Annotated in this window: 18 protein-coding genes and 1 riboswitch; of the genes, 1 reads left to right on the forward strand and 17 read right to left on the reverse strand. The window is 73.2% G+C overall.

Going from position 1 to position 25,318, the window contains the following annotated elements; translation table 11 throughout:
• Nucleotides 1–485 precede the first annotated feature (485 nt).
• The 15 genes from AB0M97_RS08520 to AB0M97_RS08590 form a co-directional block, all read right to left on the reverse strand.
• The gene (locus AB0M97_RS08520; RefSeq protein ID WP_365959984.1) at nucleotides 486–1,439 is read right to left on the reverse strand and encodes a Ppx/GppA phosphatase family protein; all 954 of its coding nucleotides are present in this window, start codon (nucleotides 1,437–1,439) and stop codon (nucleotides 486–488) included.
• The gene (locus AB0M97_RS08525) at nucleotides 1,436–1,966 is read right to left on the reverse strand and encodes a DUF501 domain-containing protein (protein ID WP_365959985.1); all 531 of its coding nucleotides are present in this window, start codon (nucleotides 1,964–1,966) and stop codon (nucleotides 1,436–1,438) included. The genes AB0M97_RS08520 and AB0M97_RS08525 overlap by 4 nt, the downstream gene beginning before the upstream one ends.
• A 75-nt stretch (nucleotides 1,967–2,041) precedes the next feature.
• Complete coding sequence (locus AB0M97_RS08530; protein ID WP_365959986.1) at nucleotides 2,042–2,515, reverse strand: septum formation initiator family protein; 474 nt, start codon at nucleotides 2,513–2,515, stop codon at nucleotides 2,042–2,044.
• Nucleotides 2,516–2,618: 103 nt separating this feature from the next.
• Nucleotides 2,619–3,899, reverse strand: a complete 1,281-nt coding sequence (gene eno, locus AB0M97_RS08535) for a phosphopyruvate hydratase (RefSeq protein WP_365959987.1) — start codon at nucleotides 3,897–3,899, stop codon at nucleotides 2,619–2,621.
• Between the two features lie 481 nt (nucleotides 3,900–4,380).
• The gene (locus tag AB0M97_RS08540; protein ID WP_365959988.1) at nucleotides 4,381–5,088 is read right to left on the reverse strand and encodes a transglycosylase family protein; all 708 of its coding nucleotides are present in this window, start codon (nucleotides 5,086–5,088) and stop codon (nucleotides 4,381–4,383) included.
• Between the two features lie 4 nt (nucleotides 5,089–5,092).
• Nucleotides 5,093–5,265: riboswitch (cyclic di-AMP (ydaO/yuaA leader) on the reverse strand.
• 183 nt (nucleotides 5,266–5,448) lie between these two features.
• Nucleotides 5,449–6,432 carry a transglycosylase family protein gene (locus AB0M97_RS08545; protein ID WP_365959989.1) on the reverse strand — a complete coding sequence of 328 codons (984 nt, stop codon included), beginning with the start codon at nucleotides 6,430–6,432 and terminating at the stop codon, nucleotides 5,449–5,451.
• A 179-nt stretch (nucleotides 6,433–6,611) separates the two neighbouring features.
• On the reverse strand, nucleotides 6,612–7,883 hold the full coding sequence (locus tag AB0M97_RS08550; protein WP_365960141.1) for a cytochrome P450: 1,272 nt from the start codon (nucleotides 7,881–7,883) through the stop codon (nucleotides 6,612–6,614).
• A gap of 26 nt (nucleotides 7,884–7,909) precedes the next feature.
• Nucleotides 7,910–8,884 carry a nucleoside triphosphate pyrophosphohydrolase gene (locus tag AB0M97_RS08555; protein WP_365959990.1) on the reverse strand — a complete coding sequence of 325 codons (975 nt, stop codon included), beginning with the start codon at nucleotides 8,882–8,884 and terminating at the stop codon, nucleotides 7,910–7,912.
• A 70-nt stretch (nucleotides 8,885–8,954) separates the two neighbouring features.
• A complete protein-coding gene (locus tag AB0M97_RS08560; RefSeq protein ID WP_365959991.1) occupies nucleotides 8,955–9,599 on the reverse strand; it encodes a SurA N-terminal domain-containing protein in 645 nt (214 codons plus the stop codon).
• Nucleotides 9,600–9,732: 133 nt separating this feature from the next.
• On the reverse strand, nucleotides 9,733–11,220 hold the full coding sequence (locus AB0M97_RS08565) for a serine/threonine-protein kinase (RefSeq protein WP_365960143.1): 1,488 nt from the start codon (nucleotides 11,218–11,220) through the stop codon (nucleotides 9,733–9,735).
• 38 nt (nucleotides 11,221–11,258) lie between these two features.
• A complete protein-coding gene (locus AB0M97_RS08570) occupies nucleotides 11,259–11,870 on the reverse strand; it encodes a hypothetical protein (protein ID WP_365959992.1) in 612 nt (203 codons plus the stop codon).
• 213 nt (nucleotides 11,871–12,083) lie between these two features.
• Entirely contained in the window at nucleotides 12,084–12,800 is a 717-nt protein-coding gene (locus AB0M97_RS08575) for an HNH endonuclease family protein (RefSeq protein ID WP_365959993.1), read from the reverse strand.
• Nucleotides 12,801–12,982: 182 nt separating this feature from the next.
• Nucleotides 12,983–16,519, reverse strand: a complete 3,537-nt coding sequence (mfd, locus tag AB0M97_RS08580; RefSeq protein WP_365959994.1) for a transcription-repair coupling factor — start codon at nucleotides 16,517–16,519, stop codon at nucleotides 12,983–12,985.
• Nucleotides 16,520–16,941: 422 nt separating this feature from the next.
• On the reverse strand, nucleotides 16,942–19,521 hold the full coding sequence (locus AB0M97_RS08585) for an FtsX-like permease family protein (RefSeq protein WP_365959995.1): 2,580 nt from the start codon (nucleotides 19,519–19,521) through the stop codon (nucleotides 16,942–16,944).
• Nucleotides 19,518–20,306: an ABC transporter ATP-binding protein gene (locus AB0M97_RS08590; protein ID WP_365959996.1), complete on the reverse strand. Its 789-nt coding sequence runs from the start codon at nucleotides 20,304–20,306 to the stop codon at nucleotides 19,518–19,520. The genes AB0M97_RS08585 and AB0M97_RS08590 overlap by 4 nt, the downstream gene beginning before the upstream one ends.
• Nucleotides 20,307–20,843: 537 nt before the next feature.
• Here AB0M97_RS08590 and AB0M97_RS08595 point away from each other — a divergent pair.
• Nucleotides 20,844–22,349 carry an MFS transporter gene (locus AB0M97_RS08595; RefSeq protein WP_365959997.1) on the forward strand — a complete coding sequence of 502 codons (1,506 nt, stop codon included), beginning with the start codon at nucleotides 20,844–20,846 and terminating at the stop codon, nucleotides 22,347–22,349.
• A 19-nt stretch (nucleotides 22,350–22,368) separates the two neighbouring features.
• On the opposite strand, the gene AB0M97_RS08600 is transcribed toward AB0M97_RS08595, so the two are convergent.
• Together AB0M97_RS08600 and AB0M97_RS08605 are read right to left on the reverse strand one after the other, a co-directional pair.
• Nucleotides 22,369–22,575, reverse strand: coding sequence for a hypothetical protein (locus tag AB0M97_RS08600; RefSeq protein ID WP_365959998.1), 207 nt, complete (start codon nucleotides 22,573–22,575; stop codon nucleotides 22,369–22,371).
• On the reverse strand, nucleotides 22,572–25,310 hold the full coding sequence (locus AB0M97_RS08605) for an SUKH-4 family immunity protein (RefSeq protein WP_365959999.1): 2,739 nt from the start codon (nucleotides 25,308–25,310) through the stop codon (nucleotides 22,572–22,574). Before AB0M97_RS08605 ends, AB0M97_RS08600 begins: the two co-directional genes overlap by 4 nt.
• Between the last annotated feature and the right edge of the window lie 8 nt (nucleotides 25,311–25,318).

Raw genomic sequence — 25,318 nt, forward strand, 5'->3', positions numbered from 1 at the left:
GGTGGCTCGTGCGCCCCTTCACAAGCTCCGACAGGGCTTGTGCTAGACTCCGCGGCCCACTTGGCCGGGGCGGTGGCGGCGAGGGTGCGCCCGTGTCCCGTTCGACCGGGTGTCAAGGGCGCGTGAGCTGCCTCTCTGGCTCGTCCGGCGGTGTGTGAGGGGTCCGTGGAGCCGCTCCGGAAGACGGTGGGCGGGCGGCCCGGATCCGGTCTTCTGAACGCCTCCGAAGGGCTGTTGGACCCCTGGGAGGGTCAATGGGCCGCGTTCGGCGCCACGACCGGGCCCAATTCCTTGTGAAGAACTTCACGAACTTTCTCGCCGGGGCCTCCCCGAGGGGCCCGATCGGGGCACCTCGGGGCGCTCATACGCCGTCCGACCTGCTCAGCGGAGACGGCCGCCGGTCCCCCGGCGGCCGCCTCGACGGGCCTGTGCCGCCAGTCGGCGGGCCTGTGCCGAAGCCGTCCGTCGACGGCCTGTGCCGCCGGTCAACGGATCTGTGCCGCCGCCGCGAAGGCGATGCCGTCCAGGATGTCGTGTTCGCTCACCACGACTTCCTCGGCGCCCGTGCGCTCCATGATCGTCAGCAGGATCAGGGCGCCCGCGGCGATCACATCGACACGGCCCGGGTGCATGGACGGCACCGCGGCGCGCTCGGCGTGCGTGGAGTGCAGCAGCCAGTCCGTGATCTCCCGGACGCGCTCGCGCGGGACACGGGAGTGGTGGATCGCCGCCGAGTCGTACTCCGGCAGCTCCTGGGCGATCGCCGAGACCGTCGTGACCGAGCCCGCGAGACCGACCAGGGTCCGCGCCTCGCGCAGCGGCACCGTCTCCTCGGCCAGGTCCAGGGCCGCCGCGATGTCGGCCCGCATCGCCGCGATCTGCTCCTCGGCCGGCGGGTCGGCCACCGCCCCGTCCGTCACCAGGTGCCGCTCGGTCATCCGGACGCAGCCGACGTCGACGGAGCGGGCCGCGCGCACCCGGTCGTCGCCGACGACGAACTCGGTCGAGCCGCCGCCGATGTCCACGACCAGGAACGGCCGGTGCAGGTCCCGGCGCCCCGTCAGCTCCCTGGTCGCTCCGGTGAAGGAGAACTCGGCCTCCTGGCCGCCGGTGACGACCTCGGGCTCGACGCCGAGGATGTCCAGCACGCCCCGCACGAAGTCGTCGCGGTTCTCGGCGTCGCGGGAGGCGGAGGTGGCGACGAAGCGGACCCGCTCGGCGCCGTGCCCCTTGATGATCTCGGCGTACTCCCGGCAGGCCGCGAAGGTCCGCTCCAGCGCCTCGGGGGCGAGCCGGCCGGTGCGGTCGACGCCCTGGCCGAGCCGGACGATGGTCATCCGGCGGTCCAGGTCGACCAGCTCGCCGGTGGCGGGGTCGCAGTCCGCGACGAGCAGCCGGATGGAGTTCGTACCGCAGTCGATGGCGGCGACCCGGGTCACTTCGCCTCCTCCCCCGTGCCGGTCACGCAGGAGCCCTTGCGCCACCATTCCGGCAGCATCGCCAGGGCCTCGTCGCCCAGCGGGTTCACACCGGGTCCGGCCGCCAGCGAGTGGGCGACCAGGACGTGCAGGCACTTCACCCGGTCCGGCATACCGCCGGCGCTGGGGAAGTTCCGCAGCTCCTCGATCTCGTCCCGGCGCCGGAGGTAGTCCTCGTGCGCGGCCCGGTAGGTGGCGGCCAGCTCCGGGTCGGCGGCGAGCCGCTCCGTCATCTCCTTCATCACGCCGTTCGCCTCCAGCGTGCCGATCGCCGAGTTCGCCTTCGGGCACGTCAGGTAGTACAGCGTCGGGAAGGGCGTGCCGTCGGGCAGCCGGGGCGCCGTCTCCACGACGTCGGGCTGCCCGCAGGGGCAGCGGTGCGCGATGGCCCGCAGGCCGCGCGGCGGGCGCCCGAGCTGCTGCGTGAAGGCCTCGACGTCCGCGTCGGTGGGCTCGGTGCGCGGGGTGGGCGGCGGGGGCGTTTCCATACCTGTCTTTCTCGGCCTGTCCTTCTCGACCTGTCTGTGCGGACCTGTCCGTTGCGACCTGTCCGTTTCGCTGTGTCACTCGGCGGCGTCGGACCTGTCGACCCCGTCCCAGATGTTCGAGTACCAGGGGCGGTCGGCCCGTCCCTGGTCGGCGCGGGACTGCCGGCCGGCGCCCGGGTCGACCACGATGTAGCCGGTCTCCCCGGGCATCACGTAGTGCAGCCGCTGCCGGATCTGCTGCTCGGCGTACGCGTCGTCCTGCCAGCGCGCCTTGAGGTCGCGCAGCCGTTCGACGCGCTCCTTCGCCTGACGCTTCTGCCGCTCCAGGTCGGCGATCTCGGCGCGCTGAGAGACGTACTGCCGCATCGGGTAGGCCAGGGCCACCACCAGGGAGCAGACCACCAGGGCGAGCAGCGCGGCCCGGCCGGTCAGCCGGGAGCGGCGGGCCTGGCGCCGGGTCTGCGAGCGGTAGACCCGGGCCGCGGTCTGTTCTCCGAGCAGCTTGAGCCTGGTCGTGGTGGAGAACCGCTCCCGGTCCTTCACGGCCATGTCCCCGCCTCCCGTTCACACGCGCGTACGTCCCCGCACACGGTACGGGACCGGGTACGGGGACGTACGTACGACGCTGCCTCTGCGGCCGGGTCGGCGGGGGTCAGCCCTTGAAGCGCGGGAAGGCGCTGCGGCCGGCGTACACCGCGGCGTCGTCGAGGATCTCCTCGATGCGCAGCAACTGGTTGTACTTGGCGACGCGCTCGGAGCGGGCCGGGGCGCCGGTCTTGATCTGGCCGCAGTTGGTGGCGACGGCCAGGTCGGCGATGGTGACGTCCTCGGTCTCGCCGGAGCGGTGGGACATCATGCACTTGAAGCCGCTGCGCTGGGCCAGCTCGACGGCGTCCAGGGTCTCGGTCAGCGAGCCGATCTGGTTGACCTTGACGAGCAGCGCGTTGGCGGCGCCCTCCTCGATGCCGCGGGCCAGGCGCTCGGGGTTGGTGACGAACAGGTCGTCGCCGACGAGCTGGACCTTGTCGCCGAGCTTCTCGGTGATGGTCTTCCAGCCCTCCCAGTCGTCCTCGAACAGCGGGTCCTCGATGGAGACCAGCGGGTACGCCTCGACCAGCTCGGCGTAGTACTCGGTCATCTCGGCCGCCGAGCGCTCCTTGCCCTCGAAGAGGTAGGAGCCGTCCTTGTAGAACTCGGAGGCGGCGACGTCGAGCGCCAGGGCGATCTGGGAGCCGGGGGTGTAACCGGCCTCCTTGATCGCCTCCAGGATGAGGTCGAGGGCCTCGCGGTTGGAGCCGAGGTTCGGGGCGAAGCCGCCCTCGTCGCCGAGGCCGGTGGCCAGGCCCTTGCCCTTCAGCACCTTCTTGAGGGTGTGGTAGACCTCGGTGCCCCAGCGCAGCGCCTCGGAGAAGGACTCCGCGCCGATCGGGGCGATCATGAACTCCTGGATGTCCACGTTGGAGTCGGCGTGCGAGCCGCCGTTCAGGATGTTCATCATCGGCACCGGCAGCAGGTGCGCGTTCGGGCCGCCGAGGTAGCGGAACAGCGGCAGGTCGCTGGCCTCGGATGCGGCGTGCGCGACGGCGAGCGAGACGCCGAGGATGGCGTTGGCGCCGAGGGAGCCCTTGTTGTCGGTGGCGTCCAGGTCGAACATCGCCTGGTCGATCAGGCGCTGCTCGGTGGCGTCGTAGCCGACCAGCTCCGGGCCGATCTGCTCGATGACGGCCAGGACGGCCTTCTCGACGCCCTTGCCCTGGTAGCGGTTCGGGTCGCCGTCGCGGAGCTCGATGGCCTCGAAGGCGCCGGTGGAGGCGCCGGACGGGACGGCGGCACGACCCGTGCTGCCGTCGTCGAGGCCGACCTCGACCTCGACCGTGGGGTTGCCTCGGGAGTCCAGGATTTCCCGGGCTACGACGACGTCGATGGACGGCACGAGCATCTCCTTCTTGGGATGTGACGCTGGAAGTGCGGGGCACGTGAGCCTCGGCGGCCCTGGGCGTGCCATGCGACTAGAGCCTAACCGCCCCCGGGCCGTCGGCCAGCCGACCGACCGTCCCGTGGACAGACAGACGGTACCCATTGTTCATCGACGGAACAAAGGGGGTGGTGGGTGAAGAGTGGGGGAAGAGGCGGGGGCGCGAGGGCGGCGCGGACGCGGGAGGGCGGGCGCGTGGGCGCGGGGGGGGGATGGCTCCGGGGTGGCGTGTGGCGCGCGTGGGGGCGGGCACGTGGCGCGCGTGGGCGTGGCGCGCGTGGGCGTGGCGCGCGTGGGCGTGAAAAAACCCCGCCCCGGTGCGTACGGGGGACGACGCACCGGGGCGGGGAGCCCGTGGGGACGGGGGCGGCTCTCACGGGACCCTGTCAGGGGACGGGCCCGCTCCGTGAGGGCGCCGGGGTTCGGATCGAACCGCGGATCACTTCAGGTGCAGCTGCTGACCCGGGTAGATGAGGTCGGCGTCCTCCACGATGTCCTTGTTCAGCTTGAACAGCTTCGCCCAGCCGCCCTTGACGTCGTGCTCCTCGGCGATGGTGCTGAGGGTGTCGCCCTTGACGACCTTGTACTCGCCGTCGCCCTTCTTGACCTTCTTGCCGGTCGGCGTGGTGACGGTCTTCTTCGCGGCCGGACGCTCCTGCGAGCGGGAGGCGGGCTGCTCGGCCGAGCGGTCGGTGGTGGCGGTGTCGCCACCCGCGCTCTGGCCGGAGCCCGACGCGGAGCTGCCGGAGCCCGACGCGGAGCCGCCGTCGTACGACGCGTTCGACAGGCCGGTGCCGCAGACCGGCCAGGCACCCTTGCCCTGGCCCGCGAGCACCTTCTCGGCGATCTCGATCTGCTGCGCCTTGGTGGCCTGGTCGGCGGTGGAGGCGTACTGCGTGCCGCCGAAGGCCGCCCAGGTGGAGGCGGAGAACTGCAGACCGCCGTAGTAGCCGTTGCCGGTGTTGATGGACCAGTTGCCGCCGGACTCGCACTGGGCGACGGTCTCCCACTCGGAGGCGGTGGCGGCGGAAGCGGTGCCGGACGCCATCAGCGGGGCGGCGACGGCGGCGCCGGTGACACCGGCGATGGCGATGGCGCGAGTGGCCTTGGACGGACGACGGTGCTTGCCCTTGCCGGAAAACAGCATGGTTGGATCCCCTCACCGACGCCTACGAGGTGAGCTGTCGGGTTCGGGCCGGTTGAGTTGCCCGGCCGCACGGCACCTCACGGTGCGCGCGGCTTCACCCCAAGCCGGTTCCAGCACAACTGCCGGTTCCGGCACCTACCTTGGGTCCCCCGCTCCTGCCTACGGCGCTTGACGCGACGACTGTAACCGGGCCGCCACTGGCAGGATTCGGCGTTGCGGCGGCCGGTGCCCGCGATGGCGAGCGATCTCGACCGTAGCCACGCGCCCCACCGAATTTCAAAGACGATCAGGGCTTCTGAGACCTATCTCTCACCGCGTTTAAAACGGACATTGCACGGCGAACCAGGACGCGAACTGCCGCTACTTTTCGGCCGTTTCGCCCTGCACCGCAAGCTTCTGACCGGGCAGGATGAGGTCCGGGTCGCCGCCCACCTCTTCCTCGTTCGCGGTGTACAGCTCGCGCCATCCGCCGCGGAGGTCGAGGGAGTCGGCGATGGACCAGAGACTGTCTCCCGCGCGGACGGTATAGGTGCCGTCCACGGCATCCCGGGCGGCCGCGCCGCGCGAGGCGTGCCGTCCGGCGGAGCCGCCCTCACGGTCGCCGCCGACGACTTCCTCGGCGCTGGGGCCGCGGTGGCGGCCGGCGCCGGTCCCGCCGGTTTCCGAGCCTTCCGAAACGCCGTCACTCTGCCCGGACTTGTCCGAGTCGTCCCGCTTGGTGAGGTCGACGGATTCGCCGGATTCGTCCGTGATGACCGTGCCATCGGCGGTGGCCGTGGAGTCCGCGGAGTCCGAAGAGTCGGTGGTCGCCCCGCCGGGCGAGGTCGAGGCCGAGGGGGACGGCGAGGCCGATGCCGACGCGCTCGACTCGCCCGAGCCGTCCAGCGAGTCGAGCAAAACGGATGAATCGGAAGTATCCCCAGATTCGGGTGACTCGGACACGCCCGTGTCCACTGCGGCGTCACCGCTGTCGCCGTCGAGCCCGGCGAGCAGCCCACAGGTCGGCCAGGCGTCGGCGCCCTTGTCGGCGAGGATGCGCTCGGCGACGGCTATCTGCTGCGAGCGGCTCGCCTGGTCGGCGCTGGACGCGAAGTCGAGACCGCCGTACGCCTCCCAGTCCTCCTGGGTCACCTGGAGCCCGCCGTAGTAGCCGTTGCCCGTGTTCTGGCTCCAGGAGCCTCCGGTCTCGCACTCCGCGACCCGGTCCCACGAGGCGCCGTCGGCCGCACTGGCGCCGGTGGCGCCCAGCAGCGGGATGGCGATGGCGGAGCCGGTCACTCCGGCCGCGACAAGGAGAGCCGGAGCCTGGCGGGGGCGACGGTGACGACCGTTCCCGGAGAGCATGCGGGGACCTTTCGCGAGGCAGCGGTGAACGGCGCGGCGAATGGACTCGGCGCCACGCTGATCCGTGAACGTATAGGCATTCGATCACTTGTCACAAGTTCATGCCGCGCAGATCACGTGAAGATCACAGACTTGACCGCGTGTCATGTTTGCCCGCCCGCGTGCCGGCAGGCGTGCGGTCAGCGTCTCGGGGTGAACTCGACCGGCAGGGTGCGCAGTCCCCGCATGATGAGCCCGCCGCGCCACCGCAACTGGTCCGGTTCCACGGCCAGTCGCAGGTCCGGCAGGCGGGTCAGGAGCGTGGCGAGCGCGGTCTGTCCCTCCAGGCGGGCGAGCGGGGCGCCGAGGCAGTAGTGGATGCCGTGCCCGTACCCGAGGTGCTGGTTGTCCTTGCGGCCGAGGTCGAGGACGTCCGGGTCGGCGAACCGCTCCGGGTCCCGGTCCGCCGCGGCCAGCACGACGAGGACGGGGTCGCCGGGCGCGATGTCCTGGCCGCCGATGGTGAGCGGTTCGGTGGCGAACCGCCAGGTGGCCAGCTCCACCGGGCCGTCGTAGCGCAGGAGTTCCTCCACGCCGGTGGCGAGCAGGTCGTGTTCGCCCGCGGCGAGGGAGTCCTGGAGGCGGGCGCGCTGCCCGGGGTGGGTGAGGAGGGCGTAGGTGCCGTTGCCTATCAGGTTGACCGTGGTCTCGAAGCCGGCGAACAGCAGGATGAACGCCATCGCCGCCGCCTCCTTCTCGGTGAGGTGCTCGCCGTGGTCGGAGGCGCGGATCAGGCCGGAGATGAGGTCCTCGCCGGGGGCCGGTTCGGCCGGCAGGGCGGCGCGCTTGCGGTGGATGAGGTCGGCGAGATAGCCGCGCACCTTCTTCACGGACCGGGCGACCCCGCCGCGGGGCCCGCCGCCGTGCCGGATCATCATGCCCGCCCAGTCGCGGAAGTCGTCCTGGTCCTCGCGGGGGACGCCGAGCAGGTCGCAGATGGCGTAGATGGGCAGCGGGAAGGCGAACTCGTGGATGAGGTCGGCGGAGCCCCGGTCGGCGAAGCCGTCGATGAGCCGGTCGGTGAGTTCCTGCACGCGGGGCGCGAACTCGGCGACGCGGCGGGGCGTGAACGCCTTGCTGACCAGCCGGCGGAGCCTGGTGTGGTCCGGGGGGTCGATGTTGAGCAGATGGGTCATCAGCTCGGCCTTGCGTTCCCCGGGGATGCCGGTCTTGCCCTTGGCGTGCTCGGGTTCGTCGTGGTGTGCCGGGTTCTTGGACAGGCGCTGGTCGGCGAGGGCCTGCTTGGCGTCGGCGTGGCGGGTGACCAGCCAGGCCTCCACGCCGCTCGGCAGCCGGGTGCGGTGCACGGGGGCGTGCTCGCGCAGCCAGGCGTAGGCGGGGTAGGGGTCGGTGGCGGACTCCCAGGTGAACAGTTCGGGCGCGGTGGGGCGGGGGTGGGGCGGGCCGGCCATGTGCCCGGTGGTGTCCCGGGCGCGGGTCACGACCGCTCCGCGGCTCTGATGGCGTCGCGGTAGGCCCGTGCCGCCGCTCTCAGGGCCGCCTCCGGGTCCACGCCCTCCGCCTCCGCCCGCACCGCCAGCGTCAGCAGCTCGTAGCCGATGCCCCCGGTCCGGGGGACGTCCACGCTCAGGCCTGCCGTGCGGACCCGGGAGGCCAGCTTGGCCGCCAGGGCCAGGCCGGGCTGGCCGAGGGGGACGCCGTCGGTGACCGACGTGCGCTGCTTCTCCTCCGCCTTGGTGCGCAGCCAGTGCTCCTTGACCTCCTCGGGGGTGGTCGCCGTGGCGTCGCCGAAGACGTGCGGGTGGCGGTGGACGAGCTTGGCGACGATCGTGCCCGCCACGTCGTCGATGGAGAACGGCGCGTCCGGGTCCTCCTCGGCGATGCGGGCGTGGAAGACGACCTGGAGCAGGACGTCGCCCAGTTCCTCGCGCAGCTCGTCGCGGTCGCCCTCCTCGATCGCCTCGACCAGCTCGTACGCCTCCTCGATGCCGTACTTCGCCAGTCCCCTGTGGGTCTGCCGGGAGGACCACGGGCACTCGGCGCGGATGCGGTCCATGACCTGGACGAGGTCGAGCAGGCGGGCGCCGGGCAGGTCGTAGGAGGCGGGCAGCAGCTCCAGCTCCGGCAGGGGCGTCCGGCCGGAGCCCGCGAGGCGCGCCAGGCCGTCGGTGAGGGCCGGCTCGCCCTCGCCGGACGCCACGACGACCACCGTGCGACCGCCGGCGCAGGCGCCGACGAGTTCCTCGGCGGTCGGGGACGCCTCCTCGACCGCTGTGCCGGCCTCCCGCAGATACGGCAGCTGCGGGTGCGCGCCGTCCGCGCACAGCACGCGGTCGGCGTCGCGCAGCGCCTGCCAGGCGGGCCAGGACAGCAGGCCGGGGGCGACGCGGTGGCTGGTGGTGAGCAGGACGACACGGCCGGGGGCGGCGGCCTCGGAGCTGGTTGCGTTCACGACCCGAAAGTAACCCACGCCCCGGACAGGCCCGCGAGTCGTCCACAGGCCGCCGTCACCGGCGACCGCGTCAGGTGGTCTGCTGCGGGTCCGCCGCCGTGACGTCCCGCACCCACGGCGTCTTCGCGTCGACCCGGCCGCTCTTCTCGACGTCCCAGGTGCCGTAGCGCGGGTTGAGGTCGATGTCGAGTTCCTCGGAGGCCGCGGACAGGGCCTTCCAGAAGTCGGGGCGCGTGGTGTCGGTGCCGAGCTTCTTGGCGAGCTTCTGCGCCTCCAGCTGGAGGCGGAGGTTCTCTTCGAGGCGCTCGGGGGCGATGCCGTACTGCTGGAGCCAGGTCGTCTCCAGGCCCTCACGGCCGCCCGCCTGCCGCTCCAGGCCCGCGCGCATCCGCTGGATCTCCTTGCGGGTGACGGTCACGCCCGCCTCCCGGGCGGCGTGGTGCAGCACCTGGTCCAGGACCATGTTGTGCAGGGTGTCGCGGGTGAGGGTGCCGGTGCGGGCGACGGCCTGCTCGTACTGCGCCTCGTCCCGCACGGTGGCCCGCTGCGCCGCGCGCACCTCGCTGACCCGGTTCTCCAGCTGCGCGACCGTGATCCGCTGGCCGCCGACGACGGCCGCCGCGCCAGGGTGCGCGTCGTTTCCACAGGCGGTGATCAGCGGGGCCGCGGCGATCGCGGCGGTGAGGAGGAGCGCGGAGCGGCGGCGGCGGTGCAAGGAAACCTCCCGAGGAGATTGTGCGACGGTGCACAAAGTCTTGCGGTGATCGATGTTAGGCAGTGGCTCAGCTTTGGCCAACCCATTCGACCAACGATTCGCTGCCAGTTCCGGCACCGCCGCCCGGCGCGTGTCAGCCGCGCACCTGTCCGAGCCACTGGAGCGTCCGCCGGACCTCGACCGCCACGGGGTGCGCGGGGCCCTGGGTGCGCTCCACGTCGTGCAGCAGCCGGGCCAGCGTGTCGTGGGCGGCGGCGCGGTCACCGAGCCCGAGGAGCAGCAGGCCGATGCGGCGGCGGACGTCGTGGGCGAGCCCGGGATCGCCGGCGGCGACGTACTGGTTCTCGTAGTACGGCAGCAGCGACCGGTACTCGGCGAGGGCCGCCGCCGGTTCGCCGAGCGCCTCCAGGCACTGGGCGCAGTCGTAGCGGAACCGCAGGGACTGCGGGTCGGCGTGGCCCGCCTCGGCGGCCCGCTCGTCGGCGAGGCGGCGCAGCTCGGGCAGGGCGCGCCGGTACTGGCCGTCGTCCATGAGGGTGGCCGCGTACTGCTTGCGCAGGGTGCGGACGACCGGGGAGTGCTCGCCGTGCTGCCGGGCGGCGGTCGGCAGGATCGCGCCGAGGATGTCGACGGCCTGCGTGATGCGGCCCTCGCCGAGCAGCTGCTTGACCTCGTCGACGGCGGCGGCGACGTCCCCCTGCGCGGCGGCTGGCGGGGCCGGGGCGGGCTGCGGCGCGGGTGTGCGGGCGCGGTCCGGCCAGGGGGCGTGCGGGCGCAGGAACGGGCGTGTGGGGTCGAGGGGCGCCCCGCTGGGGATGCCGCGCGCGGGCAGCAGCGGGACCAGCGCCTCGTAGACCTCCTGGGCGGAGGCGGGGCGGTGCTGCGGGTCCTTGGCGAGCAGGCGCAGGACGAGCGTTTCGAGCGCGTCGGGCACTTCGGGGCGCAGGCGGCGCACCGGCACCGGCGGCTCGTACAGGTGCCGGTGCAGGACGCCGAGCGCCGTCGAGCCCGCGAACGGCACGTCCCCGCTGAGCAGTTCGTGCAGCACCACACCGAGCGCGTACAGATCCGTGTACGGGCCGACCGCGCCGCCCATCGCCTGCTCCGGGGACATGTAGGCGGGCGAGCCGATGGGGGTGCCGGTGTGGGTGAGGCGGGTGGTGTCGGTGTCCATGACGGAGGCGACACCGAGGTCGAGGACGGTGACCGTGCCGTCCTGCTTCACCATCACGTTCCGCGGTTTGAGGTCGCGGTGCACGATCGGCACGGCGTGCACGGCGCTCAGTACGGCGCACAGTTGCGCGGCGACCGCGACCGCCCACTGCCAGGGGTACGGGCCGTGCTCGGTGAGATGGTCGGACAGGTCGGCGCCGTCGACGTACTGCATGACGAGGAACAGCTCCTCGCCGTGGCTTCCCGCGTCGTGCACGGTGACCAGGCCGGGGTGGTCGACCTGCGCGGTGACCCGGCACTCGCGCAGGAAGCGGCGGCGCAGTTCGGCGGCCTCGTTTCCGGCGACCTTGTCGGGGCGCAGCAGCTTCACCGCGACGCGCCGGTCGAGCCGCTGGTCGTAGGCCGTCCAGACCTGGCCCATGCCGCCCTGTCCGATGAGCGCGGACAGTTCGTAGCGGTCGGCGACGACGCGTCCTGGCGCCGCGGTCACCTGCCGTCCTGCTGGGTGCCGTCCTGCCTGCGCAGGTAGTCGCTGAGCTCGTCGAGTTCGGCGCGGACCTGGTCGATGCGGGCGGGGCCGGGCAGCGGCCCGCCCGGCGGCGGCACGGGCGGCACGGCGCCGTGCGGCGCGGGCGGCCGCACCGGGGGCATCGGCGTCGGGGTGGGCGTGGACCGCGGCACGGGCGTCGGCGCGTACGGCGAGCCGGTCTGCGGGTAGCCGTATCCGGAGTGCACGGTCGGGGCCTGGGACGGCGCGTAACCGGCGCCGCGCCGCTGCTCGTTGTGGAAGCGGATGTCGACGGTCAGGAACCAGGCGGTGCCGGCGGCGCCGACGAGCAGGACCACGGCCAGGGCGACGTCCGCGCGGCTGTCGCCCTCCGGCAGGGCACCGACCACCATGAGGCAGGCGATGCACACGGGCAGACTCAGCCACGCCGCCGCCCACTGGTACCAGCGCCCGCGCAGCAGCGCGATCCGGAACAGCGGCACGCACGCGAACAGCCCGCACGTGAGGACACCGGCGGCGGCGTACAGCACGCGCAGGGTGATGACCGTTGCCGCGCTGCGGGTGGGCGGCGCCGCGCCATGGCCGTACATGATGCTCCTGGACCGGGATGTGAGCCGACGGGGACGAACGTGGGTGTGACCGTGCTCGGTCAGGAGTCCGAGCGTATAGCCCGACAAGCGCGCCCGGTCCCGGGTTGTACCGAACCGTTGTAGTGCTCGTCACTTCTCCGGGTCCGCGGCGGGTCCGTGGGCGCCGGTGGCCGGGAATCGACCACGGGCGGGGCGCCCCGCGTCAGCCCGCGGTCAGTCCGCGTGGAAGCGCGGAGGTGCCTTGGTCGGGTTGCCGCCCGACGGCAGCCGCTGCCCGGGGCAGCCGGACAGCACCCGCTTCATCGCGGCCTTCTCGGCGGCGGTCACCCACAGCCCGTACTTCTTCTTCACGGCGACCTGGGCGGCCACATACGGGCACCGGTACGCCTTGTTGGGCGGCAGCCAGGTCGCCGTGTCCCCGTCGCCCTTGGACCGGTTGGTGCCCGCGTCGACGGCGAGGAGGTTGAGCGGGTCGTTGGCGAACGCGACGCGCTTGCCGTCGTCCCACTTCTGGGCGCCCTTCTGCCAGGCGTCCGACAGGGCCACGATGTGGTCGATGTCCACCTTGCTGCGTCCCCGCGCGAACGTGACGTCCCTTCCGGTGTACGGGTCCGGGTCCAGCTTCCCGGCCAGCACCTTGCAGCGACCGTCGCCGAGCCGCGCGTTGTCCAGGTCGCGTCGGAGTATGTCGTCGCGGGTGCCGCAGTCGTTGGAGTCCGTGTCCGCCCACGCGGAGCCGAACCTGTCCCGGTCGTAACCGGTCCTGGGGGCACGCCCCTTCACGGTCAGCGACTCGACGGCGGCGAGCGCCGGGCCGCCGCTGCCCGTCGTCTCCTGTGGTCCCGGCGATCCCGTGATGTCTTCCGTGCAGCCCGCCACGGCGAACACCGTCATGACGGCAACCGCCGCCGTCCCGCCCCGCAGACGCATCCCGCGCGTCCCTCCCTGTGCTGTCCGAAGCAACCACGCCCGCACGGACGGGCCGTGCCCCCACGGTAGCGAGCGAGAGGTTCGCACCACAGCACCACCGAAGGGGCCTTCACGACGACCCGGGCGCGTTGCCGCCCGGGTCCACGGGCCCGGCCCCGCTACGACCCCGGCGCAGCCCGGGGCTACGACCCCAGCACGGACGTGAGGAACTCGCCCACCCACGCCAGCAGATCGCGGCCGACGAGCGGCTTGCCGCCCACCTTCGCGGTCTTCGGGCGCGGCACCAGGACCTGGCGCGCCGCCGGCTTGATCACCGTGCCCGGATACAGCCGCTTGAGGCGCAGCTCCTGCGACTCGCGCAACTCCACCGGCGCGAAACGGATGTTGGTGCCCTGCAGGACGATCTCTCCGACGCCGCACGCGCGTGCCAGCATGCGCAGGCCCGCCACGAGCAGCAGGTTCTCCACCGGCTCCGGCACCTTGCCGTAGCGGTCGACGAGTTCCTCCCGTACGGCCTTGATGTCCGCCTCGGTGTTGGCGGAGGCGATGGCGCGGTAGGCCTGCAGGCGCAGCCGCTCGCCCGGCGCGTAGTCGTGCGGGACGTGCGCGTCGACCGGCAGCTCGATCTTCACCTCGAGCGGCGGCTCCTCCTCGATCTCGCCGGTCTCCAGCTGGCGCCGGTAGTCCGCGACGGCCTCGCCGACCATGCGGACGTACAGGTCGAAGCCGACGCCCGCGATGTGGCCGGACTGCTCGCCGCCCAGGAGGTTGCCCGCGCCGCGGATCTCCAGGTCCTTCATGGCGACGTACATGCCCGCGCCCATCTCCGTGTGCTGGGCGATGGTCGCCAGGCGCTCGTGGGCGGTCTCCGTGAGCGGCTTCTCCGGCGGGTACAGGAAGTAGGCGTAGCCGCGCTCGCGGCCACGGCCGACCCGGCCGCGCAGCTGGTGCAGCTGGGACAGGCCGAAGGTGTCGCCGCGCTCCACGATCAGGGTGTTCGCGTTGGAGATGTCGATGCCGGACTCGACGATCGTGGTCGACACGAGCACGTCGAACTTCTTCTCCCAGAAGTCCACGACGACCTGCTCCAGCGCCTGCTCCGACATCTGGCCGTGGGCGGTCGCGATGCGCGCCTCGGGGACGATCTCGCGCAGCCGGGCCGCCGCGCGGTCGATGGACTCGACGCGGTTGTGGATGTAGAAGACCTGGCCCTCGCGCAGCAGCTCGCGGCGGATGGCCGCGCCGATCTGCTTCTCCTCGTACGGGCCGACGAAGGTGAGGACCGGGTGGCGCTCCTCCGGGGGCGTGGTGATGGTGGACATCTCGCGGATGCCGGTGACCGCCATCTCCAGGGTCCTGGGAATCGGTGTCGCGGACATGGTCAGCACGTCGACGTTGGCCCGCAGCTTCTTCAGCTGCTCCTTGTGCTCGACACCGAAGCGCTGCTCCTCGTCGACGATGACCAGCCCGAGGTCCTTGAACTTGGTCTCCGAGGAGAACAGCCGGTGCGTGCCGATGACGACGTCCACCGTGCCCTCGCGCAGGCCCTCCAGCACCGCCTTCGCCTCGGTGTCCGTCTGGAAGCGGGACAGCGCCTTCACCGTCACGGGGAACTGCGCGTACCGCTCACCGAACGTCCCGAAGTGCTGCTGCACCAGCAGCGTCGTCGGCACCAGCACCGCCACCTGCTTGCCGTCCTGGACGGCCTTGAAGGCGGCCCGGACCGCGATCTCCGTCTTGCCGTAGCCGACGTCGCCGCAGACCAGGCGGTCCATCGGGACCGACTTCTCCATGTCCTCCTTGACCTCGGCGATCGTGGTCAGCTGGTCCGGCGTCTCCGCGTACGGGAAGGCGTCCTCCAGCTCGCGCTGCCACGGCGTGTCCGGCGAGAAGCTGTGGCCGGGGGCCGCCATGCGCGCGCTGTACAGCTTGATCAGGTCGGCGGCGATCTCCTTGACGGCCTTCTTGGCGCGGGCCTTCGTCTTCGTCCAGTCGGCGCCGCCCAGCCTGTGCAGGGTGGGGGCCTCGCCGCCGACGTACTTGGTGATCTGCTCCAGCTGGTCGGTGGGGATGTAGAGCCGGTCGCCCGGCTGGCCTCTCTTGGCGGGCGCGTACTCCACGACCAGGTACTCGCGCGTGGCGCCCTGCACGGTGCGCTGCACCATCTCGATGTAGCGGCCCACGCCGTGCTGCTCGTGGACGATGTAGTCGCCGGGCTCCAGGGTGAGCGGGTCGATGGTCTTGCGGCGCCGTGCGGGCATGCGCGTGCCGTCCCGGCCGGCGGCCTTCTGGCCGGACAGGTCGGTCTCGGTGAGGACGGCGAGCTTCAGCGCCGGGTCGACGAAGCCGTAGTCGATCGATCCGCACGCCACGTGCACGAGGGACGGGCCCAGATCCGTCAGGTCCGCGTCCAGGCGGGCCGCGATGCCCTCGCCGCCGAGCACCTCGACGGTGCGGGCGGCCGGGCCGTGGGCCTCGGTGACGTAGACCGTGCGCCAGCCGTCGGCCAGCCAGGCCTTGGTGTCGGCGAGCGCCTTCGCCGTGTCGCCGCGGTAGGTGTCCGGCGCGCGCATGCCCAGCTTCAGCGTGTCGGCCTCCTCGAGCGCGTCGTCCGCGGCGAACGGCGACACCGACCACCACATCATGTCCAGCTCGCGGGCCCGGTCGCGGACGTCCGCCAGGGACCACAGGGAGGCCGCGCCGACGTCGACGGGGGCCTCGCCGCCGCCGGCCGTCGCGGCCCAGGACGCCTGCAGGAACTCCTGGCTGGTGGCGACGAGGTCCGACGCACGCGTGCGTACCCGCTCCGGATCGCACACGACGGCCATCGCGCCCTTGGGCAGCACGTCGAGCAGCAGCTCCATGTCGTCCACCAGGACCGGGGCGAGGGACTCCATGCCCTCCACGGCGATGCCCTCGGCGATCCTGCCGAGCAGCTCGCCCAGCTCGGGGTGCTCCTCGGCGAGGGCACGCGCACGCGTGCGGACGTCCTCGGTCAGCAGCAGCTCGCGGCACGGGGGCGCCCACAGGCCGTGCTCCGCTACCTCCAGGGAGCGCTGGTCGGCGACCTTGAAGTAGCGGATCTCCTCGACGTCGTCGCCCCAGAACTCGACGCGCAGGGGGTGTTCCTCGGTGGGTGGGAACACGTCCAGGATCCCGCCGCGCACGGCGAACTCGCCGCGCTTCTCCACGAGCTCCACGCGCGCGTACGCGGCGGCCGCGAGCGCCTCGACCACCTCGTTCAGGTCGGCCGTCCCGCCCGCGCGCAGGGCGACCGGTACGAGGTCGCCGAGGCCCTTGACCTGCGGCTGGAGCACGGAGCGGACCGGCGCGACGACGACGGAGACGGGGCCGGTGCCGGGGTCGTCGGGGTTCGGGTGGGCCAGGCGCCTGAGGACGGCGAGGCGGCGTCCGACGGTGTCGCTGCGCGGGCTGAGGCGCTCGTGCGGGAGCGTCTCCCACGCGGGGTACTCCACGACGCCCTCGGGCGGCAGCAGGGAGCGCAGGGCCGCGGCCAGGTCCTCGGCCTCGCGGCCGGTGGCGGTCACGGCGAGCACGGGGCGGCCCGAGTCGCGGGCCAGGGCGGCCACGGCGAAGGGGCGGGCGGCCGGGGGGCCGACCAGGTCGACGTGGGTGCGGGTGCCGTCGGAGGCCGCGCCGATCGCTTCCGCGAGGGCGGGATCCTTGACGACTGCGTCGAGCAGACCGTGCAGGCTCATTGAAAGGGGCTTTCCGTCCGGGTCGGCAACACGACGAGCCCGACGCGCGCTGCGGGCCGGGGGCGTCCAGCGTACGACGACGGGGGCGCGGGTGTGGGGGGCTGTGGATGGCGCCGGCCACGGGCGGGGGGTGGGTGGGCGGTGGGTCACTGGTGCGGGGGGGGGTGGGGTGAGCGTGGGTTCGTGGACGTGGGTTTCCGTGTGGGGGGCGTTGCGGTGGCCGCCGGGGGGTGCGCGGTCCGGCGCTGCCGGGTTGCCGCCCGCGCCCACCCTCCCCCGGACCCTCGACTTGGCACCAACCCAGGGGGGACCCCCATCGCCCCAGCGGCGCCCCAAAGCGGCGCCGGGAAGCCCGCCCCTGGGCTTCCCGGCGCCGTTTCCCCCGCAACCCCCGTGCGCGGTGGCCTGCGTAACCCGCGGAGCTACTCCGTCGCGATCGCGTTCAGGACGTTCATCCGGCCCGCCCGGAACGCCGGGACCAGGGCCGCGAACAGGCCCACGAACGCCGAGCCCAGGAAGACGCCGATGATCGTCGGCCAGGGGATCTCCAGGATCGTCAGCCCTTCGAGGGCGAGCAGCTGCTGCGCCGTCGCGCCCCAGCCCATCCCCAGGCCCAGGCCGAGCAGCGCACCGAAGAGGGCGATGACCACGGACTCCATGCGGATCATGCGGCGCAGCTGCCGGCGCGAGAGGCCGATCGCCCGCATCAGGCCGATCTCCCTGGTGCGCTCCACCACCGACAGGGCGAGGGTGTTCACGACACCGAGGATCGCGACGATGATCGCGAGTGCCAGCAGGCCGTAGATCATGTTCAGCAGCTGGCCGATCTGGTCCTTCAGGGCTTCCTTGTAGTCGGTCTGGTCGCGCACGGTGTACTGCGGATAGTCGTGCAGCGCGGCCTTGAGCGACTTGTACGCCGCGTCCTGCCGGCCGTCCTTCGCCGAGGCGAACAGCAGCATGTCGAGCGGCATCTTGTCCGCGGGCACGTACTTGGCCAGCGTGTCGATGGACGTGTACATCGCGCCGGCGTCGATGACGACGTCGCTGCTGGTGATCGCGCGGACCGTCAGCCGCCCGGTGGAGCCGTCCCGGAAGGCGACCTCGATCGTGGAGCCGAGCCGGATGCCGTGGTCCTTGGCGAACTTCTCGTGGACGGACATCGAGTCGGGCCGGTAGGCGTCCGCGAGCTTCCCGGCGACGGTCTCGGTGCGCACGTCCGTGGCGTAGGACGGGTCGGCCGCGGTGATCGCGGTGTCCTTCACGGTCTTGCCGTCGGGCGTGGTGAAGTCGGCCTCGGTCCACTTGTACTCGGTGATCCGCTCCAGCCCGGGCGCCGCCTTCGCGGCCCGTACCGCCTCCGGCGTGATCAGCTGCCCGGTGTCGGACTGGACGATGAAGTCCGTGCCGACGGTCTTGTCGAGCTGGTCGGTCGCCGAGGCCACCATGGAGGAGCCGACGACGGACAGGCAGGCGACCAGCGCGAGGCCGATCATCAGGGCCGCGCCGGTGGCGCCGGTGCGCCGCGGGTTGCGCAGGGCGTTGCGCTCGGCCATGCGGCCGACGGGGCCGAAGGCGCGCAGCAGGACCGCGCCGAGGACGCGGACCACGCCGCCCGCGAGGAGCGGCCCGATCACGACGAAGCCGATCAGGGACAGGACGACGCCGATGCCGAGCCACATCGAGCCCTCGGAGGCCTTGTCGGCCTGCGCGGTCAGGTACAGCGCGGCGGCGCCGGACGCGGTGAGGACCGTGCCGATCACGCCGCGTACCCAGCCCGCCCGGGCGTCGGCGGGGGCGCCGGCGTCGCGCAGCGCGGCCATCGGCGAGATCCGCCCGGCGCGCCGGGCCGGCAGGTAGGCGGCGAGGACGGTGACGACGACGCCGAGGAGCAGTCCGACGACCGGGGTGGTCCAGGCGATGGTGAGGTCGTCGGTGGACAGTTCCATGCCCATCTGGCCCATGAGCTTCATCAGCCCGATCGCCAGCCCGACGCCCGCGCCGACGCCGAGCAGCGAGCCGACGACGCCGAGCAGCAGCGCCTCGGCCAGCACCGACCGGTTCACCTGCTTGCGGCTGGAGCCGATGGCGCGCATCAGGCCGATCTCGCGGGTGCGCTGGGCGACCAGCATGGAGAACGTGTTGATGATCAGGAAGATGCCGACGAGGAAGGCGATCCCGGCGAAGCCGAGCATCGCGTACTTCATGACGCTCATGAAGCCCTCGACGTCCTTCTGGTTGGCGTCCGCGGTCTCCTTCGCGGTCTGCACCTTGTAGGCGCCGCCGAGCGCGGCCGTCACGTTCTTCTTCAGCTGCGCGTCGCTGACGCCGGCCGCGGCCGTGACGTTGACGTTGGTGTAGACGCCCGGCTCGCCGACGAGGGCCCGCTGGGCGGTAGCGGTGTCGAGGTAGAAGATCGCGGCGCCGGGGTTGGTGACGGTGAAGTCGGCGAGGCCGGAGACCTTCGCGGTGTGCGTGCCGACGGCGGTGATCACGGCTATCTCGTCGCCGAGCCCCAGGTCGTGCTTGTCGGCGGTGTCGGCGTCGACCATCACCTGGCCCGGGCCCTTGGGCGCCGCCCCGGACGTGATGTCCATGGTGCGGGCCTCGTTGCTGTTCCAGCTGCCGACGATGGTCGGCGCGCCGCCGGTGGGCGACAGGCTGTCCTTGTCGGCGTCCACGACGGTGACCGAGGTCGAGAAGACCGCGCCCTCCGCGGACTTCACGCCGTCGGCGGTGCGCACCTTGTCGAGGACGGCGGCCGGCATGACGGGCGGGCGGCCGGTGTCGGAGGTGGTCTCGCCGGTGTCGGAGGAGCCCTTCGCGCTCACCGTCACGTCGGAGGAGGTGGCGGCGAAGAGCTTGTCGAACGTGGTGGACATGGTGTCCGTGAAGACGAGGGTCCCGCACACGAAGGCCACCGACAGCAGCACGGCGATCGCCGACAGCGCCATCCGGCCCTTGTGCGCGAGGAAGTTGCGCAGGGAGGTCTTCAGCACGGTCATGACGTGCGCCCCCGGGCGTCGAAGTCCTTCATGCGGTCCAGGACCTGCTCGGCGGTGGGCCGGTTCATCTCGTCGACGATGCGGCCGTCGGCGAGGTACAGCACACGGTCCGCGTATGAGGCGGCCACCGGATCGTGGGTGACCATGACGATGGTCTGGCCGAGTTCGTCCACGGAGCGGCGCAGGAAGCCCAGCACCTCGGCGCCGGCGCGGGAGTCGAGGTTGCCGGTCGGCTCGTCCCCGAAGATGATCTCCGGCCGGGCGGCCAGCGCCCGGGCGACCGCGACCCGCTGCTGCTGGCCGCCGGACAGCTGCGTCGGCCGGTGCCTGAGCCGGTCGGCGAGGCCGACGGTCGTCACCACGCGGTCCAGCCACTCCTTGTCCGGCTTGCGGCCGGCGATGTCCATGGGCAGCGTGATGTTCTCTATCGCGTTGAGCGTCGGCAGCAGGTTGAACGCCTGGAAGATGAACCCGACGCGGTCGCGGCGCAGCCGGGTGAGCTTCTTGTCCTTCAGGCCGGTGATCTCGGTCTCGTCCAGGTAGATCTGACCGGAGGTCACGGTGTCGAGCCCGGCGAGGCAGTGCATCAGGGTGGACTTGCCGGAGCCCGAGGGGCCCATGATCGCGGTGAACTGGCCGCGGGCGATGTCCACGTCGACGTGGTCGAGGGCGACGACGCGGGTCTCCCCGGCGCCGTACGCCTTGACGACCTGCCGCGCTCGCGCGGCAACGGCCGTACGCCCTCCAGTACCCCCGTGCCTGGGAATGGTTACAGCCGATGTCACGGTGATTCTCCTATGTCGGTCACTGGTTGAGTCACTGCGCCCGCCCCGCTGGTCCTGCCGAGGCGTGTGCCTGCCCCGGCGGTCGTGCCGGGGCGCGCCTGTGCCCTGGCGGTCACGCCGGTGGGGCGGTGCGCCGGTCACGCGGTCGAGTCTGGCCCGCCGGGGGGCCTCGGCGCGCTGGTGCCCGGCCCCGTTCGGTGCGGGGGAAAACCCCACCCCCGACGGTCCGGCCCGTACGACCGTCCCCGCTCCCCAGCGGCGTGAAGCCAGGTTAAGGACGGCCGGTGTGCCCTCTCGTCCTCCAGCGGTACGAACCCTCCCCGAGCCGTAGTACGGAGGAACCCCTAGGGGCTTTCCCCCGAGGGGCGGAGCCCGTCTCGGGGGAGGTCCGCCCTCCGGCGCAGTCACTGTGCACCCTGCCGTCACGCGAGGATCAAGTGGGAAGCTGTCGGGCAGCAGATAGGTGCAAGGGGCAGGCACACGGCCGGAGATCAGGGACGGGCCTCGGAAGCGGGCCCGCGGAGGGAGGGGACTCGGGTGGGCAGCACCAGACCCGCGACACGGGACACCGCACGCGGCACCGGACCGGACAGGCGCGGCGCCGTCGTCGCGGCCCTGATGCTCGCGATGGCGCTGGCCGCGCTCGACACCACGATCGTGTCCACCGCCGTCCCGCAGATCGTCGGCGACCTCGGCGGCTTCTCCGTGTTCTCCTGGCTGTTCTCCGGCTACCTGCTGGCCGTGACGGTCACGCTGCCGGTGTACGGCAAGCTGTCCGACACCTTCGGCCGCAAGCCGGTGCTCGTCGCGGGCGCGGCCCTGTTCCTGCTGGGCTCGCTGCTGTGCGCGCTCGCCTGGAACATGTGGGCGCTGATCGCGTTCCGCGTCGTGCAGGGCCTGGGCGGCGGCGCGCTGCAGGGCACGGTGCAGACGCTGGCCGCCGATCTGTATCCGCTCAAGGACCGGCCGAAGATACAGGCGAAGCTGTCCACGGTGTGGGCGGTGTCCGCGGTGGCGGGCCCGGGGGTGGGCGGCATCCTGGCGACGTACGCGGACTGGCGGTGGATCTTCCTGGTCAACCTGCCCATAGGGGCGGTCGCGCTGTGGCTGATCGTGCGTCACCTCCACGAGCCCGCGCGGGACGCCCCGGCCACCCGGCACCGCGTCGACTGGGCGGGCGCGCTGGCGGTGTTCGCGTGCGGGGGCGTGCTGCTCACGGCGCTGGTGCAGGGCGGGGTGGCCTGGCCGTGGCTGTCGGCGCCGTCGGTTTCGCTGCTCGGCGCGGGCCTTGTGCTGCTGGTGGCGGTGGTGCTGATCGAGCGGCGCGCGGCCGAGCCGATCATCCCGGGCTGGGTGTGGCGGCGCCGCACCATCGCCGCCGTCAACCTGGCGCTGGGCGCGCTCGGCCTGCTGATGGTGGCGCCGACCGTGTTCCTGCCCACCTACGCCCAGTCGGTCCTCGGCCTGGCCCCGGTGGCCGCCGGTTTCGTGCTGTCCGTATGGACGCTGAGCTGGCCGGTGTCGGCGGCGCTGAGCCAGCACGTGTACCGCAGGATCGGCTTCCGCAATACGGCGATGCTGGGCATCGGCGTGGCCACGCTGGTCCTGGCGGCGTTCCCGCTGCTGCCCTACCCGGGCCGGGCCTGGCAGCCGGCGGTGCTGATGCTGCTGCTGGGCGCGGCGCTCGGGCTGTTCCAGCTCCCGCTGATCGTGGGCGTGCAGTCGACGGTGGGCTGGGCGGAGCGGGGCACGGCGACCGCGTCGGTGCTGTTCTGCCGGCAGACCGGCCAGACCGTCGGTGCCGCCCTCTTCGGCGCCGTCGCCAACGGTGTGCTCGCGGCACGGCTCGGCGGCGCGGGCGACCTGGAGTCGGTCACCCGGGCCCTGGACGCCGGCGCCGCACCGGAGGCCACCCGGCACGCCATCGCCGACGCGGTGCACGCCGTGTACCTCGGGGCGGCCGGGGCGGCGGCGCTGGCCTTCCTCGTCCTCCTGCTGCTGGCGCCGCGGAAGTTCCCGGTACTGCCGGTACCGAAGGACTGAACGACCGGGTGACCGTCCGTCACTCCGGTGCCGTCCGCCCCGTCGGCGCGGGCAGGCTGCCGCGTACGCGGTCCGGCTCGGCCCGTACCCGGTCCCGCCGCTCCCCGTGCCCGCGCAGCACCCGCTCCGTCACCGGGCGCATCACGGCAACCCGGTCACCGCCACCGGTCACTGCGGCCCGGTCGGGGCGGCCGGTCACTGCGGCCCGGTCGGGGCGGCCGGTCACAGCAGGCCGTCCCACATCTGCTCCAGCAGGACCGACCACCAGCTCTCCGGCGATCCCAGGGCCGCCGGGTCGAGGGCGGCCAGCTGGGCCTGGAAGTCGACGGTCCAGCGGCCCGCCTGCTCCTGGTTCAGACCGAACCGCAGCCGCCACATCCGGCCCAGCAGCCCCAGGCACCGCGCCAGCTCGGGCAGACCGGTGTTCACGAACTGCGGCGGCACCGGCGCACCGCCCGGCCCGGCCTCCACCGGCACCGCGACGATGTTCGCCGTGCCGTACTGCACGCACAGCGCCTTGCCGAAGTCGCTGCCCACCACCAGGTACGAGCCCGCGTCCGGGGCGGGCTGGACACCGCGCTCCGCCGCCAGCTCCGCCAGTGTCGGCACCGGACGTCCCGGCTGGGCCTGCGCCCAGAAGAACGGGCCCATGTCCATCGGCAGGCCGGCCACCACCAGTGTCTGCGCCACGATCGGCGGCACGCCCTGCCGGGACACCGCGGCCTGCTCGAACCGGAACACGCCCGGCCCGAACGCCGCCGCCAGCTCCTGAGCGATCGCCTCCGGCGGAACCGGCGGCGCCGGCTGCACCGGAGGCAGCGGGGCACGCACCGGCGCCGGACGCGCCGGGCCGTCGGCGACCTGGTGCAACTCGCCCTGGTGGGCGAGGAGTTGCCGCATGCCCTGCTGCCGGCTCGCGTGATCGGTGCCGTACGGGGCGATCGACGTGATGCGGGCCTGCGGCCACTGCTCGCGGATCATCCGCGCGCAGTACGCGCCCGGCAGCTCGCAGGACTCCAGCTCCGTGTGCAGCTCCAGCACCTGGTCCGGCGGCACGTTCATGGCGCGCAGCTCGTGGAAGATCTGCCACTCCGGGTGCGGCGTGCCCGGCGCCGAACGCCGGATCAGCTGCTGCTCGGACCCGTCCTGCGCGCGGTAGCGCAGGACGGCCTGGTAGCCGGGGCCGACGGTGGGCTGCCCCTGCTGCGGATAGCCGTACGCCGGAGGCGGACCCGGCACCGGACCGGGGGGCGGCACCGCGCCGGGCGGCATCGGCTGCGGGGCGCCGGGTCGGCCCGGCACACCGGGTGGCGCGGGCGGCGGAGGCGCGCCGGGGCCGCCCACGGGCGGCGCGGCCAGCATCGTCTCGGCGTGGTGCACGGCACCGCGCGCGCCGCCCGCCGAGCCGTGCGCGCCCGGCGCGGACGGCGGAGGCGGCGTATGACCCGAGCGCGCGCCCGGCGCACCCGGAACCCCCGGCGCACCCGGCGGCGGAGGCGGCGGGGGCCCGCCGCCCATCTGGCTCGGGTCCGCGAACATCGTCGCGGCGTGGTGCACACCGCCCGGAGGGGTGCCGCCGGGCGTGTGCGGCGGCGGGGTCGGCGCGCCCGGAGCACCAGGGGCCCCCGGAGCGCCGGGGCCGAGCGACGACACCAGCTGGGTCGGCACGTAACCACCCGACGTGCCGCCCGGCGCGTCGGGCGCGGACGGCGGCGGAGGCGTGCTCCCCGGGCGCGCGCCGGGCGTACCCGGGGCGCCCGGAGGCGGCGGCGGGGCCGAACCGCCGCCCCGCCGCGGGGGCGGAGCGGCCTTGCTGGTCGCGGCGTCGGCGATGTCACCGGCGTGCGGCGCGGGCGGCTGCCCCGGCGCACCGGGCCCGGCCGGGGGCGGCGTACTGCCGTGCGGCGCACCTGGAGGCGGCGTACCGGGCACGGCGGGCGCCGGGCCCTGACCCTGGCCCTGGCCCTGGGGATAGCCGTACGGCTGCTGCGCGGGCGGCGGCGTGCTGCCCTGCGGGACACCCGCGGGCGGTGTGCCCGGCACGCCCGCACCCTGCGATCCACCGGGACCACCCACCGCACCCGGCGCGTTCGGGTCACCGATCACCGGTGCCACGGCCGTCGGCGGAAGCCCGCTGCCGCCCGACATCAGCGCCGTCTTGGCGTCCGGCGTCGTCGTCGGCGGGGTGTCGTCCGGGAGATCGCTGAGCTGCTGCGCGAACACCGTGTCGGGCAGCGGTACGGAACGGTCGTCACCCGCGTCCGCGTTGGTGTCCGTCCCGGCCCAGGGCGTCGCCCCGGCCGGCGCGGCGGGTGCGGACCCGGCAGCGCTCACCGGCACCCCGGCCTGCGTCTCGGGCAGCGCCCCGCTCCCGGCCGAACCCCCGCCACCAGCGGCGGCGCCCCCCGAGCCCCCGGAACCGACCCCGACCCCGTCCGAACCCGAACCGGAACGCGAGCCCGCACTCGAAGCCGCAGCCCAGCCCGCACCCGAAGCCGCACCCGAAGCACCCGGACCCGAATCCGCAGTCCCGGAACCGTCAGTCCCGGAAGCGTCTCCCTCCCCGGTCACCCCACCCCGGCGGTCCGGAAGGCCCAGCTTGTCCGCCGCCTCCTGCAACCACTCCGGTGGACTCAGCAGGAACGACGTCTGGTTCAGGTCCACCCGTGCGGGCGGTGCCGGCGCGTCCGCCGTACCGTCGTCACGGCCGTACTCCTCCTCGTACCGGCGGATCACCTCGCCCACCGGCAGCGCGGGCCACAGGGTCGCCTCGCCGCTGTCCCGGGCGATCACCAGCCGCTGCCCGCCGCCGTCCGAACGCGGCCTGTCCGCGCGGTCCTCGGCCCACACCACGAACCCCAGATCGAACTCCCGTACCCGCACCTCACGGTGCTGGTACGCCGGCACATCGCCGTTGATCCACTCTTCCGCGCGCTCCTGCGCCTGCGCGAACGTCACCATCGGTCAGC

This window comes from Streptomyces sp. NPDC051207, assembly GCF_040682395.1.
GTDB lineage: Bacteria > Actinomycetota > Actinomycetes > Streptomycetales > Streptomycetaceae > Streptomyces.